General features: G+C 70.5%; 11 protein-coding genes. 4 read left to right on the forward strand and 7 right to left on the reverse strand.

Annotation, left to right across the window (positions count from 1 at the left end):
* Nucleotides 1-20: 20 nt before the first annotated feature.
* From ACZ7OY_RS42510 to ACZ7OY_RS42520, 3 genes are all read right to left on the reverse strand, one after another.
* A complete protein-coding gene (locus ACZ7OY_RS42510; RefSeq protein WP_472250861.1) occupies nt 21-1,415 on the reverse strand; it encodes an NAD(P)/FAD-dependent oxidoreductase in 1,395 nt (464 codons plus the stop codon).
* The gene (locus ACZ7OY_RS42515; RefSeq protein WP_472250862.1) at nt 1,412-1,648 is read right to left on the reverse strand and encodes a ferredoxin; all 237 of its coding nucleotides are present in this window, start codon (nt 1,646-1,648) and stop codon (nt 1,412-1,414) included. The genes ACZ7OY_RS42510 and ACZ7OY_RS42515 overlap by 4 nt, the downstream gene beginning before the upstream one ends.
* 101 nt (nt 1,649-1,749) lie before the next feature.
* Nucleotides 1,750-2,379, reverse strand: a complete 630-nt coding sequence (locus tag ACZ7OY_RS42520; protein ID WP_472250863.1) for a hypothetical protein — start codon at nt 2,377-2,379, stop codon at nt 1,750-1,752.
* A gap of 474 nt (nt 2,380-2,853) precedes the next feature.
* On the opposite strand from ACZ7OY_RS42520, the gene ACZ7OY_RS42525 reads away from it, so the two are divergent.
* Complete coding sequence (locus tag ACZ7OY_RS42525) at nt 2,854-3,057, forward strand: cold-shock protein (RefSeq protein ID WP_059190954.1); 204 nt, start codon at nt 2,854-2,856, stop codon at nt 3,055-3,057.
* Nucleotides 3,058-3,122: 65 nt separating this feature from the next.
* Here ACZ7OY_RS42525 and ligA read toward each other — a convergent pair whose 3' ends face one another.
* From ligA to ACZ7OY_RS42540, 3 genes are all read right to left on the reverse strand, one after another.
* Nucleotides 3,123-5,213, reverse strand: coding sequence for an NAD-dependent DNA ligase LigA (ligA, locus tag ACZ7OY_RS42530; protein ID WP_472250864.1), 2,091 nt, complete (start codon nt 5,211-5,213; stop codon nt 3,123-3,125).
* Between the two features lie 174 nt (nt 5,214-5,387).
* Entirely contained in the window at nt 5,388-7,031 is a 1,644-nt protein-coding gene (locus tag ACZ7OY_RS42535) for a multicopper oxidase family protein (RefSeq protein WP_472250865.1), read from the reverse strand.
* Nucleotides 7,032-7,213: 182 nt separating this feature from the next.
* Nucleotides 7,214-8,200 carry an aldo/keto reductase family protein gene (locus ACZ7OY_RS42540; protein ID WP_472250866.1) on the reverse strand — a complete coding sequence of 329 codons (987 nt, stop codon included), beginning with the start codon at nt 8,198-8,200 and terminating at the stop codon, nt 7,214-7,216.
* Between the two features lie 352 nt (nt 8,201-8,552).
* On the opposite strand from ACZ7OY_RS42540, the gene ACZ7OY_RS42545 reads away from it, so the two are divergent.
* On the forward strand, nt 8,553-9,452 hold the full coding sequence (locus tag ACZ7OY_RS42545; protein ID WP_472250867.1) for an LPXTG cell wall anchor domain-containing protein: 900 nt from the start codon (nt 8,553-8,555) through the stop codon (nt 9,450-9,452).
* A gap of 237 nt (nt 9,453-9,689) precedes the next feature.
* On the opposite strand, the gene ACZ7OY_RS42550 is transcribed toward ACZ7OY_RS42545, so the two are convergent.
* Entirely contained in the window at nt 9,690-10,259 is a 570-nt protein-coding gene (locus ACZ7OY_RS42550) for a DinB family protein (RefSeq protein ID WP_472250868.1), read from the reverse strand.
* Nucleotides 10,260-10,597: 338 nt separating this feature from the next.
* Between ACZ7OY_RS42550 and ACZ7OY_RS42555 the strand changes: the two genes are divergently transcribed.
* Together ACZ7OY_RS42555 and ACZ7OY_RS42560 are read left to right on the forward strand one after the other, a co-directional pair.
* A complete protein-coding gene (locus tag ACZ7OY_RS42555) occupies nt 10,598-10,993 on the forward strand; it encodes a hypothetical protein (protein WP_472250869.1) in 396 nt (131 codons plus the stop codon).
* Nucleotides 10,994-11,657: 664 nt separating this feature from the next.
* Nucleotides 11,658-13,337: a CocE/NonD family hydrolase gene (locus ACZ7OY_RS42560; RefSeq protein ID WP_472250870.1), complete on the forward strand. Its 1,680-nt coding sequence runs from the start codon at nt 11,658-11,660 to the stop codon at nt 13,335-13,337.
* Nucleotides 13,338-13,951 lie beyond the last annotated feature (614 nt).

Below are 13,951 nucleotides of genomic sequence, written 5' to 3' on the forward strand. Positions count from 1 at the left end.
GTGTCCTCGGGGGCGTCGGATCAGTGCCTGGCGGGGGTGAACGTCATCCGCCGGTCCGCGGGCGAGTACCCGCTCAGGGTGACGGTCGGGCCGTGCGAGGGCACCGACGGGTCGGGGAAGTCCGCCGGCAGTGGGCGATCGCCCTCCGGGCGACGGTCCACCGTGGGGAACGGGGGCGGGAACGGCGCCGTGGTCTCGATGAGCTGCTCGTAGAACGACAGCCACCGCGACTGGTCGAAGGTGACGGCGCCGATGACGCGCCCCTGGTAGCCGTACACACCGGTGAACCTGCGCTCTTCCCGGGAACCCTGGGCGATGAGGATCTCCGTGCCCATCGACGGCACTCCGACCGACTTGATGTTGACGCCGAACTGCGATGACCAGAAGGCCGGCACCCACATGTGCGGGCGGCGGTTCACGCTCTCGCTCAGCATGTTGTGCGCCGCGGTCTCGGCCTGGGCCACCGCGTTGCCCCAGTGCTCCAGGGACAGGAACTGGTAGCCGAACAGCGCGTGCGGGGAGCGTGCGACGTCGCCGGCCACATAGATGTCGTCGGTGACGATGCCCCGGATGTCGAAGGCCCGGCAGCCGGCGTCACAGGCGATGCCCCGGGGGCCCGCGCCGAGTCCGGAGCCGAGGAGCCACTCGGTGTTGCGCGTGGCGCCGAGCGACACGACCACCACGTCGGCGTCGACGCTGCTCCCGTCGGACAGTCGGGCGGAACGCACATGCCCGGAGGAGTCGCCCTCCAGCGCGGTCACCATGACGCCGGTGCGCAGATCGACGCCGGCCTCGCGGTGCATCTTGGCCGCGACCTCGCCGACGACCCCGCCGAGCGCGCCGACCAGGGGTGCGGCGCCGCGCTCGGCCACCGTGACCGACAGTCCGCGTTCCCGGCAGGCGGAGGCGATCTCGGAGCCGGTGAACCCGGCGCCGATGACCAGCACCCGGCGCGGACTCTGCGCGAGCGCGCGCTCCAGCGCGACGGCGTCGTCACGGGTGCGCAGCACGAACACCCCGTCGAGCTCGGCCTCGTTCTCCTGGGGCCAGGGCCTGGCCCGTACCCCGGTGGCGATGAGCAGCCGGTCGTACTCCACCTCGTCGCCGTCGGCCAGTCGTACCCGCCGGGCGGCCATGTCGAGGCCGGCGGCCGCGACCCCGAGACGCCACTCGGCGTCGATCGCCCGGTGCCGGGGGAGCGCGGTGTGGTCCGCCGTGGCCCGGCCCAGCAGGACCTGCTTGGACAACGGAGGGCGGTCGTAGGGCTCGTAGGGCTCGTCCCCGATCATCGTCAGGGAGCCGGTGAAGCCCTCCGCGCGCAGTGTCTCCGCGCCCCGCAGCCCCGCGAGCGAGGCGCCGACCACGACGATGCGCCCTTCGCGCTTGAGCTGGTCGAGGTACTTGTCACTGCTCACAGGTCGCCTCCTGAGGGGGGTGCGGGAGTGCCGTCCGTGCCGTCCAGCCCCTCCACGAAGATGGCCTGTACCGGGCAGGCGGCCACGGCACGCGCGACCTCGTCGCGCCGGGACTCGTCGGCCTGCGGGTCGTAGAGCAGCGACTCCTCGCCGTGCATGGCGAAGACGTCGGGTGCGAGGAACGCGCACTGTGCGTATCCCTGGCAGCGGTTGAGGTCGACGACAAGTCTCACCGAGGTCAGCCCTTCCGTGGCCCCCTGCACGCCCCCACGCCCTCAGCATGGACCGGGGCACGCGGTGCCGCGCGGCGAGGCGTGCCGAGCGGATGACAGGTTCAGCGCGCGCTTCCGGAGCGGGGCGGCCGGCGCAGACCGACGCGCAGCAGATGGAAGCTGACGACCAGTGCCCAGAGCGGGAAGAGCAGTTCGGACCAGGGTACTCCGGAACCCACGAGGAGCAGGATCAGCCCGACGACGTAGCCGAAGAGGGCGAGCGGGCGCGGAAAGACCTGGAGGCGGTGCCCGATGGTCGAGGTGGTGAGGACGAACACGGACGCCATCCGCAGCGCGTACGTCGTCATCAACGTGTACGCGAAATGGCGGCCGAACGCCGAAGGTCCCTCGTTGAGCACGGTCCCCGCCGCCGCACCGGCGCCGAACATGGTGGCGACGAACACCAGACCGCTGCCCAGGAACACGGTGGCGACGAACCGGTCCTCGGCCTCGCCCACCTGGGCGCGCAGCGCGCCCATGAACCACAGGAAGAAGATCCCCGCGAACGGGACGATCTCCAGCGCGGCCCGCACCGCCCACCGCATGTTCGCGGCGACGACGGCATTGGCGGCGTCGCTCGCGGGAATCGCGATCCGCACCAGGACGATCGCCGTCGCGGTCAGCACCGCGAACACGGTCCCGGCCGTACCGGCCGCGCGCGGTGTCCGCAGCCGCTCGTCCTCCGAGGCCATGGACGCTCGCTCTCTGTGCGGCTCTTCGGCTTCCCCCTCCAGGTCCAGCAGGCAGCTCCGGGTGCGCCCGCGCCACCGGGGACACCCGCGAGGGTGATGTCGGGCCGTTCGGCGGGGCGGGGCCCCGCGCGCAGTGGACAATGGGTGTCCGGCAGGTGCTCGACAGGCGTCCGGAAGGCGCCTGCGGAATGTCCGGGAGGTCGTCCGGCGGGGCGTCCGGGCAGGCGCCGGGGAAGTCCTTCGGCCGCGCGTTCGGCGGGCGCCGACGGGTCCCCGCGCAACGCCGCTGCACCCGAAGGGCCTTACCCACTGGTGACGGGCGCTTTCGCCGTGTAGCGTCGTCGTCAGATGTCGTGGTTCGCCGTACGCGCCCGCACTGTCGTGCGGGCGCTTTGCTGTGCAGTGCCCGAGGACCAGGACGACCACCTCCGGGTTCGCGCGGTGCGAACCCGTCACCGATTGAGAGGCACCGGCATGGCCAGCGGAACCGTCAAGTGGTTCAACTCCGAAAAGGGCTTCGGCTTCATCGCGCAGGACGGCGGCGGTCCCGACGTCTTCGCGCACTACTCCAACATCAACGCCAGCGGTTTCCGCGAGCTCCAGGAAGGCCAGGCGGTGACCTTCGACATCACCCAGGGCCAGAAGGGCCCGCAGGCGGAGAACATCACCCCCGCCTGATCCGGTGAGACCCACCCGCCCGTCGGCCGCACGGCCGGCGGGCGGGTACACCCGCCGCCGGCCGGTCAGCCGATGAAATCGGCGACCATGGTGGCGAACTCGTCCGGCGTGGACAGCCGGACAGCCAGTTCCTCGGCCTTGGCCCGCTTGGAGCCCGCGCCCTCGCCCGCGACCACCAGCGTGGTCTTCTTCGAGACGCTGGAGGAGGAGCGGCCGCCCGCGCGTTCGATGAGCTCGTTCATCTGGTTGCGGCTCAGTTTCTCCAGCGGGCCCGTCATCGCGCCCGTGACCACCACGGTCATCCCCGACAGCGGTCCGCCCTGCGGTTCCTGAGCGGTGGCGCCATCGCCGTCGCCCTCGGCACCGGCAGCCGGCGCGGGGGTGGCACCGGGCTCGGTCATGTTCACCCCGGCCGCCACGAGTCTGTCGATGAGCGGGCCGAGTTCGGCCAGTTCCGCGACGATGGACGGGGCCTTCTCGGTACCGATGCCCTCGACCTGCTGCATCCGCGCCGCGTCGGCGGCCCGTATCTCGTCCATCGTGGCGAAGTATCTGGCGATCCGGCGTGACATGGAACGGCCCGTGCCGCGCACTCCGAGCGCGCACAGCACCCTGGACAACGGCTGGCCCTTGGCGGTCTCGATCGCGGCGAGCAGGTTGTCGCTGCTGGTGGCCCCCATCCGGTCCAGCCCGAGCAGTTGCTCGCGGGTGAGGGCGAACAGGTCGGCGAGATCGCCGACCAGGCCCGCCTCGACGAGCTGCACGACCCGGGTGCCGCCGAGCCCCTCGATGTCGAGCTGATCGCGCCCCGCGGCGTAGGCGAGGGAAGCGACCAGGTGGCAGTTGCGGCCCTGCTCGCAGCGCCAGCGTTCCTGGCTGGTGTCGATGGCGGAGCCGCAGCGCGGGCAGACCGCGGGGAACTCGATCGCCCGCTCCTCACCGGTGCGCAGATGGGCCACCGGAGCTTCGATGCGGGGGATGACGTCACCGGCCCGGTGCACCATGACATGGTCGCCCAGCCGCAGGTCTCGGCGGGTGATGTCGGCCGGGTTGTGCAGGGTGGCGTAGGTGATGGTGGACCCCTCGATCTCCACCGGCTCCAGCACACCGCGCGGGGCGATGATGCCGGTCCGCCCGACGTTCCACTCCACCTCCAGCAGCCGGGTGATCTTCTCCACGGCGGGCAGCTTGTACGCGATCGCCCAGCGCGGTGCCCGCGAACCCGAGCCGGCGGCCTGCTGATCGGCCGCCAGGTCGGCCTTGACGACGATGCCGTCGATCCCGAACGGCAGCTCGGCACGGAGCGCCGCTATCCGCGCCACCCGGGCCAGCACCTGTTCGGCGGTGTCGGCGACCACACCGGGCACCTCGGTCGCCGCGGTCGTGTGCACCCCCAGCCCGGCGGCCAGGGCCATCAGGTCGCTGTGGGCGAGTTCGCCCAGCCGTACGGCGAGTTCGGTGTCCGTCTCGGGCCGGGGCAGCAGCCCGTAGCCGAAGAACGTCATCGGCACGGTGTAGGCGCGCTCCTTCGCCCGCAGGGTGCCCGCCGCCGCGTTGCGCGGGTTGGCGAACGGCTGCCCGCCGTGCGCGGTGCGCACCTCGTTGGCGTGCTCGAACTGGGCGATCGTCATCAGCACTTCGCCGCGCACCTCGACCGTGACCGGTTCGGCCAGCGTCTGCGGCAGGCCCTCGATCGTGCCGATCGCGTGCGAGACGTCCTCCCCGGCCGTCCCGTCACCGCGGGTGATCAGTCTGCTCAGCCGGCCCTCGGTGTAGCGGGCGGCGACGGCGAGTCCGTCCAGCTTCGGCTCGACGCTGAACCGGGTGACCTCACGCCCGAGACGCCGGCCCAGGGAGGCGGCCCAGGTGGTGAACTCCTCGGCGGAGAACACGTTGTCCAGGCTGAGCATCGCGACCGTGTGCGGGACGTCGCCCTCGGCGGCGCCGCCCGCCACCTTGCCCGTCGGCGAGTCGGGCCGCACCTCGTCCGGGTGTGCGGCCTCCCAGGCGGCGATCCCGCGGACCAGTCGGTCGTAGGCGTCGTCGTCGAGTGAAGAGGTGCCGCCGGCGTAGTAGGCGGCCGCGGCTTCCACGGCGTCCTCGACCGCCCGCGCGTAGGCGGCGGCATCCATGATCACTGCAACTGGTGTCGTCATGACCTGCATCTTGCCTCCCCCCACTGACAACGGGCCCTCGCGAGGACCCGGACGGGCGGGCGAGGCCCGGGGCAGGCGGCTGACCGTCCGGCCGGCCGCCCGGGACCCTCCGGGAGCGGAGCCCGGACGGACCGAGGTGCGGGACGCCCCGGCCCGGCCACCGGCGCCGGTCCGTCAGGTGCGGTACCCGAGGACGGTCATCATCCCGGACTCCGAGTGGTACTGGTTGTGACAGTGCAGCATCCACAGACCCGGATTGTCGGCGTCGAACTCCACCACCAGCTTGCGGTGCGGCAGCACGTACGCGGTGTCCTTGCGGGCCCCGGCCGCGTCGAGCCCGGTCATCGCGAAGGTATGGCCGTGCAGATGCAGCGGATGCCACATGCCGGTGGAGTTGATGAGGCTCAGCCGAATCCTTTCGCCTTGGCGGATCGGGTGCCGCTGCTCCACGGAGTAGGCCCGGTGGTCGAAACTCCAGTCGAATTCCCGCATGCTGCCGGTCAGCTTGATGCGGATCTGGCGGTCCGGGTGGCGCTCCGGCAGCGCCACCGATTCCTGCGGCCTGAGGCGCCGGGCAAGTACGAGCCGCCCGTCCAGCTCGTCGGGGAACACCGAGGGCGAAGGCAGCGTCCCGCTCTTGTCGGTACGCAGCACCGCCAGCGCCTGCGCCTGCTTGCCCTCGGCCAGCGCGACCAGCGGGAACACCCCGTCCTTGGCGGTGACGAGCACGTCGTAGCGCTCGGCCATGCCCACCATCAGAGCGTCGGTCTTCCGGTGCTCGACCGGGTAGCCGTCGGTGTGCGTCACCGTCATCTCGTGGCCGCCCAGCGCCACCCGGAAGGCCGTGTCGCCGCTGGCGTTGATGATGCGCAGCCGGATGCGGTCCTTGGCGCGGGCCTTGAAGACCGTGGGCGCCTGCGGGCGGCGGCCGTTGACCAGGTAGTACGGGTAGGCGACGTTGCCGCCCTCGCTGCGCAGCAGATGGCTGCGGGAGCCGTGCAGCACCCGGGAGGGCCCGGCCGGCTTGCTGTCGTCACCGCCGTGCTCGTGCGACGCGCCCCCGCTCTTGCCGGTGCCCATGTCCATGTCCATCGCCGGGCCCTTGCCGTGGCGCAGCTGGGCCAGCACGCCGTCCGGGGTGGAGCCGCCCACTCCGTCCAGCCAGTCGTCCAGGACGACGACCCACTCCTTGTCGTAGACCAGCGGCTCCCTGGGGTCCTCCACGATGAACGGGGCGTACAGGCCCCGGTCGAGCTGCATGCCCGAGTGGGAGTGGATCCAGTACGTACCGGGGTGCTCGGCGACGAAACGGTAGGTGAAGTCCGCGCCGGGAGCGATGGCGTTCTGGGTCAGATCGGGCACACCGTCCATGTCGCAGCGCATGCGCACACCGTGCGAGTGCAGCGTCGTCGCCGCGGGCAGATGGTTGGCGAGGGTGAGGTCGAGGGTGTCGCCCGCGGTGATCCGGACCTCCTTCCCGGGCAGCGAATCGCCGTACGCCCAGGACCTGACGGTCCGCCCGCCCAGATCCAGCGAGGTCTGGGTGGCGGTGAGCCGGAACCGGCGGACAGGCCCGGACCCGCGTCTGTGCTCGGCGGCGACGACCTCGGGCCCCGAGGGGTCGACATACCCCTTGGGCCCCTTGGGGACGAACCGGGTGCCGCCGGGGCCGGAACCGGCACCGCCGGAGCCGGAGCCCGGGCCGCGACCGGGACCGGAGGCCGGGGGCGAGTCCGACCCGGAGCATCCGGTCAGAAGTCCCGAGCCGGCCGCAACGACCGAGGCGCCGAGCAAGGCGCGCCGCGTATAAGTGTGCATGAACGTATAACACACGTCTTGGGGCGATTTATGTGAGAACTGACGCGGCGCGTCGGGTGAATCGCATGCCCGCCACTCTGATCGCGCCCTGATCGCCGCCCGCGCGACGAGCCCCGGCCGGTACGCGCGGAGAGGGCCGCTCCGGTGCGGAGCGCCCCTCCTTCGGCCGCGAGCCGGGCAGGTCAGACGCGGCCCGCCTTGGCCGGATCGCGTTCCACGACGGGACCGAGGACGCCGTCGACGGCCTCCATGAGGTCGGCGTCCAGCTTGATGCCCGCCGCCTTCACGTTCTCCGTGACCTGCTCGGGCCGCGAGGCACCGATGATGGCGGCGGAGACGTTGGGGTTCTGGAGGACCCAGGCCACGGCCAGCTGGGCCAGTGACAGCCCGGCCTGATCGGCGAGCGGCCTGAGCCGCTGGACGCGCTCCAGCACCTCGTCCTGGAGGAACCGGCCGACGAACGTCGCGCCGCCCTTGTCGTCCGTGGCACGGCTGCCCGCCGGCAGCGGGGCACCGGGCGCGTACTTGCCGGTCAGGACGCCCTGCGCGATGGGCGACCAGACGATCTGGCCCAGACCCAGCTCCTCACAGGTCGGCACGATCTCGTCCTCGATCACCCGCCACAGCATCGAGTACTGCGGCTGGCTGGAGACCAGCGGGAAGTGCAGCTCCCGGGCGAGCGCGTGACCTTCGCGGATCTGGTCGGCCGTCCACTCGGAGACACCGATGTACAGGGCCCTGCCGGAGTGGACCACGTCGGCGAACGCCTCCATGGTCTCCTCCAGCGGGACGGAGGCGTCGTAGCGGTGCGCCTGGTACAGATCGACGTAGTCGGTCTGGAGCCGGCGCAGCGAGTTGTCGATCGACTCCATGATGTGCTTGCGGCCCAGGCCGCGGTCGTTGGCGCCGGGACCGGTCGGGAAGTAGACCTTGGTGAAGATCTCCAACCCCTCCCGGCGCTCGTCCTTCAACGCCCTGCCGAGGACGGCTTCGGCGCGGGTCTGGGCGTAGACGTCGGCGGTGTCGAAGGTGGTGATCCCCGCGTCGAGGGCGGCGCGCACACAGGCGAGCGCCGCGTCCTCCTCGACCTGGGAACCGTGGGTGAGCCAGTTGCCGTAGGCGATCTCGCTGATCATCAGGCCGCTGCGGCCGAGGTGACGGAACTCCATGCCGTGACCCTACGCGCGGACCACGACGTGCAACGGTCGGGCCGGGCCGAAGCGGCTCAACAGGTACCCGAAGCGGCGGACTTGACTCACCGGAAGGCGAGAACAACCGCTCCGCCCGGCGGGTCGGCCGTCGGTGTCACGATCGCAGGCCGCCTTCCGTCCGACCTCGCGGCCCGCTCAACCGCGTCGATGTCGGCAGCGGATGCCGAAAGTCGCCGGAATTCTTCGGCGGAGTAATGCGGCAGTACAACTTCCGGCAGGGCTCGGAAGTCATTCAGGCGCCACTTGTCACAAACGCCGCCCGGCGATTCAGCCCATTTCTTCATCGCAGAGGCCGTAATTGAAATTCCGTATGAACTCCCGTCGTACCGCGGCCGTCGCCGCCGTTATTCCGGCGATGCTGCTGTGCGGCGCGACGGCGCACGCCGCGGAGTCCCCGACCGCGACGGGTGCGCCCACGGCGACGTCCACGCCCGCAACCACGCTCGCCGCCTCGTCCACCGGAACCACCGCACCGACCTCCGCACCCCCGACCGCCACGCCGGGCAAGCCCAGTTGCGTGCGAGAGTTCCTGGAGGACAAGTGCGTGCACTTCGACATATCCGGGTTGCCCCAACGGGTCGAGGCGGGCGACGGCTGGCATGAATTCACGATCACGGTAGGGAACGGACTGCCGACAACGATGGAAGACGTCGACGTGATGCTCATCAAACAGGTGGACGACCTCACGCCCGAGATGCCCGGCGGAGACCAGAATTCCGTCGACCTCCAAGCCAGGGAACGCAGTTCCGGGCAATGGCGGGACGTGGCATTCCCGCCCAACGAGTATGCCGGTCACTACGTCACGACCGACCTGGTACCGGGCAAGGCCCTGACGATCCCGCTCCGCGTCCGCGTCGCCAAGGACTTCCCGTTCACCGTGACGTCCGGCGACCAGATCGGCGGAGTCCACATCGGGGCCAAGACACGCCGCCCTGCACCCGGCCAGCCGGACACGTACTGGCAGGGCTCCCTCTGGTCGGGCTTCCGGGTCTTCAAGGCCGGTACGCACGCCGGTGGGACCACGAGTTCCCCGACACCCAACGGCGGCGGCACACCGACGGGTGGGAGCGCGACACCGACAGGCGCCGGCCTCGCCGAGACCGGATCCTCCTCGGCTCTGGTGCTGCTGGCCGGCGCCGGCGGCGCAGCTCTCGCGGCCGGTGCCGGAACGGTGTACGCGGTCCGGCGTCGCAGGCCCACCCGCGCCTGACCCGGCAGAAGAAGCCCGTCTCGCTCCCGCGCGACCGACCTCCGGACGACGAAGAAGCACCGGGCCGCCCGCCCGGGGCTTGCGATGTGCCGACGTTCGCGCTTGTCGATGTCAGGCGTGGACGCCGGCTGCCTCGCCCGACGCCCTTGTCCGCGGATCACGGGGTGAGGCGTTCGCCGGGTCACAGGTCGTATCCCCCCGACCGGGTGGGGGTGATACGACCCACCGTGCCGCTGCCTAACCCATGGTCTTGGCGCCGTCCATGGACTCGCGGATGATGTCGGCGTGACCGGCGTGCTGAGCGGTCTCGGCGACGACGTGCATCAGCACCCGGCGGGCCGACCATCGACCACCCGGCTCGGACCACGGGGCCTCCGGCAGCGGTTGCGTGGCGTCCAGGTCGGGCAGGGCGACGACCAACTCGTCGGTCCGACGGGCCACCTCGGCGTAGTCGGCGAGCACGCCGTCCAGCGTCTCGCCGGGCAGCATCCGGAACTCGTCGGCCCGCCGGGCCCGGTCGGCCTCGGTCATGGCGGTGAAGTCGGGCATCGCCGACGGGCCGTCCAGGATGAACTGCACCCAGGTCCGCTCGACCGAAGCGACATGCTTGATCAGACCGCCCAGGCACAGCCGGCTGGCGGTGGTCCGGCGCCCGGCCTGCTCGTCGGTGAGGTCGCGGGTGGTGAGACGCAGGAAGCGCCGATGCGTGGCCAGTGCCTCCAGCAGATCGGCGCGCTCGCCGATGGCGGTCGGCTCATCGGCCGGGCCTTGGGTCGCTGCTTCGTCGACAGTCACGGTCTCGCTCATGGTCGCCGCCTTCCGTGGTTCGTGTTCCGCCGGGCAAGGAGGACACTAGGGGCCGTAGAGGTCAGTTTCTGACCTAGATGACGACGGAGGCGGGATTTCCGTGGCTCGCGCTTGAGTCCGCCGATCAGGCGGAGGCGGTGAGGGTCCTCGGCTCGACGGATGTACGGGAGACCACCTGGGCCGAGGGCGTGGGACTCGTCGACGAGGCGCCGCAGGACGAGAGGGGGCCGTTCTGCGCAGTCGTCGGCATTGGTTCGAGACTTCAGGCCGACGCACGCTCGCTGCCCTGCCGGGGACCTCCCTGACACCCCGATCTCTTCGCCTGTCAGAGTGGTCCCGTGCTACTGGAACCTGAGAAGACTCTGTTCGTCCGTGGGGCCACACCGGTGCTCCTGCTGGCCGACGCGCCCGTCCACGATGCCCTGCCGCCGCTGACCGCGTCCGACGGGTCGGTGCCCGTGTGCGAGGGGTGGAGCATCGTCCCTCGACTCACCCTGTGCGTCGTGGACGGACCCGGGGACCACGGACTCGTCGTCCCCGCTCTCGCCGCGCCGGTGGTCGGGCCCGCCGACGACGGCACGGCATCGGACGGCATGGGCGACTGGTGCGCGGACGCCGAGCAGGCCGGCGGAGCGGTCGTCCTGTCTCTGGGCCAATTGCCCGAGGTGCTCGATTGGCCCGCCCTGCTGTCCTCGGGCACCGCCCGCGGTGGCTTCATGTCTGCGCCGGTCTGACGGCAGAATCGGTCACGCGGTCGGACTGGACGGACCTCTTCCCTGCGCTGGGCGCGGTGAACTTCCCCATGCTGTGGGCCTCGAACCCCGACGGGGACGCCGTCTTCCGCGACAGGTACCGCTGCTGCTGTCAGAACTTGACCGACTGCCCGAAGCCTACGGCGGTACGTGGGTGGACCAGGCTCGGGAGATGTGCCGGGTCGTTCAAAGGGGGGACACACCGATATCTCGGGTTCGTCGGCGACCGAGCAATCTCGAACACGGTCGTGGCGTGAGCCACCGTGGGACTCAACTGTCGGTGGTTGTCGGCGTCAGCCCTCGTTGAGCAGCTTTCTCCGAGGCTGACCTGCTGCTGAGCGGTATCGGCGCCTGGGGCGAGGCCGGCTTGGTTCCCCGTGGTTCCCCGCACGATCTGGCACGGGTCTGGCACGACCTCATCGTCCCGAACCATTCCGTTGGCTCTGGCTCTGGCTCTCGCCGTGAAGCGCCGACGGGCGCCGACATGTGGTGGCTGCGGGAACGCATCGTTGCGTCCGACGTCGCAGCACCAACTTGCCACCCATTGGAGCGACGGGCGCGGTTTGGTCACTGAAAGTGACCAAGGGGCAGATCAGCATGTCTCTGGCAGCCCATCAGTGACACTGCCTCGGAAGGCGGAACGCCCATGTCGGTCGAAGGATCCCCGCAGAACCCGTTCGCTCCCAGCTCCGAAGACAGCGCCAGAACGGACGCGATCCGTGAGGCGTTGCTTGACCCGTCGCCGCGCAGGATCGGCCGGCTCGACCAGTGGGGTCTGGCCGACGAGTACGAGACGTACGCGGAGATCGGCGCGTACCGGGAGTTCCCGATCACCATGGATGACGGGACCCGGATCGACGCCGGGTTCAGCGTGCCGCGCAATCTCGCACCCGGGCAGACCTGCCCCGCAATCGTGATGCCCGCCCCGCTCAACGACCTCGGCCGCCTCGCGTACCTCGGCATGCTCCCGCGCTGGACGCTCGGCGGGTACGCCGTCCTGACCTACAGCCAGCGCGGTCTGGCCGACTCCACCGGTGAGATCCAGGTCGCCGGGCCCCAGGACGTCGCCGACGGCAGCGAGATCATCAGCTACCTCACCGGGCTGGAGGGCGTCGACGCGGACCGGATCGGGTGCTTCGGCTCCTCCTACGGCGCCGGGACCAGCCTGCTGCTCGCCGCGCACGACGAGCGTGTCAAGGCCGTCGCCGGCACCAGCGCCTGGGGTGACCTGTTCACCTCGCTCTACGAGAACGGCACCCGGCACATCCAGGCATTCGAGTCGCTCGTGAACCTGTTCCACGAGGACCGCTGCTCGAAGGAGTTCCGCGCCGTCATCGACAAGATCCGCCGCAACGTCATCGACACCGAGGTCAAGGAGTTCGCCCGGCTCCGCTCCCCGAACCAGCACCTGAAGACCTACAACAGCCGCAAGCTGCCCATCCTGATGACCACCCACTGGCACGAGACGATCTTTTCCGTGCCCGCCGTCATCGACCTCTTCACCAAATTGCAAGGTCCCAAGTCGCTGCTCGTGCAGATCGGCGATCACGGCAACGGCGAACTGCCCGGACTTCTCGGCTTGCCCGCCAAGCCCACCGCGATGGCCTACCGCTGGATGGACCACTTCCTCGGCGGCCAGGCGGGCATCGGCCCCGACCCGCGGTTCGGCATCCGCTCGGAGTACATGCACGACACCACGTCCGAACTTCACCACGACGACTGGGCGAGCTACGCCCTGTCCCCGCAGCGCTTCCACCTCGGCGCCGTGCCCGCCGGGCAGAAGGACGCGCCGATGGCGCAGGGCAAGCCGCAGGCGGGCTGGACCCGCTCGGTGCAGGCCGCCGGCCCGGACACCGGGATCGTCGTCGCCCCCAAGATCGTGCTGACCGGCCTGGACGAGCGCATCGGGTATCCCCACGTCTACAAGACCGCCGACATCAAGCGCGAAGTCGCCGCGGTCTGGGCGACCGCACCGCTGGAGCGGTCCATGCGCGTCCAGGGCGACCTGGAGGCCCGCATCACCGTGAAGCCGGAGACGAAGAACGCCACCTTCGTCGCCTACCTGCTGGACTGCGACCCGGCGACCGGCCAGGCCGCCATCATCACCCACGCCCCCCACACCCTCACCGACCAGCAGGCTGCCACGGTCACCCTCCGCCTCCAGCCCGCCCACTACGTCCTGAACAAGGGCCGCCAGCTTCAGCTCATCATCGACAGCTACGACCCGTTCTTCGCGGACGACCAGACCGTCCCCGCCGCCTTGGAGATCACCTCTCCCCAGGGCAACGAGTCCTACATCGACATCCCCCTCGCCACCCTGTCGTAACACCGCCGCACCTGCAGGCCACCGCTCCGGTCCGCCCGTCGGCGGACCGGAGCGGTCCATTCCCGGCCAGCACCTGCGCTTGTAGGGCGACCGTCGTGAACCGCCGAACACCAAGGCCCGCCGAGCAGGCACCTGAACGGTACGGCGCCGCCTTCGAGCACCGCTTTAAAGCGGGGATCGTGAGCCGGTGATCTGGCTGTTCAGCAGCGAGGTACAGCAACCATTACGACCGGACCCAACCGCCAACAGTCCCGCATGACCATCTGCCCAGCCGAGCAGACCCCAGCGACCGTGGCGCCCATAGTTCGCATCGGGGTGGCACGAGCGGTGTCGGCTGACTCCAGTCGCGTTACGATGCGCGCCCCGGAGGTGATCATGAGTCTTACCGTTCCGCCAGCGCCGTACGACATCGCGGAAGTATTTCCAGAACTCGTGCCGTATGCGAGGGCAACCACGCTGCTCTATCCGCGCGCCGGTAGCCCCGAACGGGATGAGAGCTCGCTGGGTGGGCCGCTCCTCTGGCCCGCCGATGAGCCCTGGCCGACGTGTACGGCTCCCGACCACTACAACCCTGCCCGCGGTTGCGCGGTGGTCGGGCCGGCCCCTGTCTCCCT

The sequence above is a fragment of the Streptomyces sp. NPDC107559 genome (assembly GCF_055657365.1).

Coding starts and splice junctions, on each gene's coding strand:
- ACZ7OY_RS42560 (WP_472250870.1), top strand. CDS start 11,658: ATGTCGGTCGAAGGATCCCCGCAGAACCCGTTCGCTCCCAGCTCCGAA.
- ACZ7OY_RS42540 (WP_472250866.1), bottom strand. CDS start 8,200: ATGGAGTTCCGTCACCTCGGCCGCAGCGGCCTGATGATCAGCGAGATC.
- ligA (WP_472250864.1), bottom strand. CDS start 5,213: ATGACGACACCAGTTGCAGTGATCATGGATGCCGCCGCCTACGCGCGG.
- ACZ7OY_RS42525 (WP_059190954.1), top strand. CDS start 2,854: ATGGCCAGCGGAACCGTCAAGTGGTTCAACTCCGAAAAGGGCTTCGGC.
- ACZ7OY_RS42535 (WP_472250865.1), bottom strand. CDS start 7,031: ATGCACACTTATACGCGGCGCGCCTTGCTCGGCGCCTCGGTCGTTGCG.
- ACZ7OY_RS42520 (WP_472250863.1), bottom strand. CDS start 2,379: ATGGCCTCGGAGGACGAGCGGCTGCGGACACCGCGCGCGGCCGGTACG.
- ACZ7OY_RS42550 (WP_472250868.1), bottom strand. CDS start 10,259: ATGAGCGAGACCGTGACTGTCGACGAAGCAGCGACCCAAGGCCCGGCC.
- ACZ7OY_RS42545 (WP_472250867.1), top strand. CDS start 8,553: ATGAACTCCCGTCGTACCGCGGCCGTCGCCGCCGTTATTCCGGCGATG.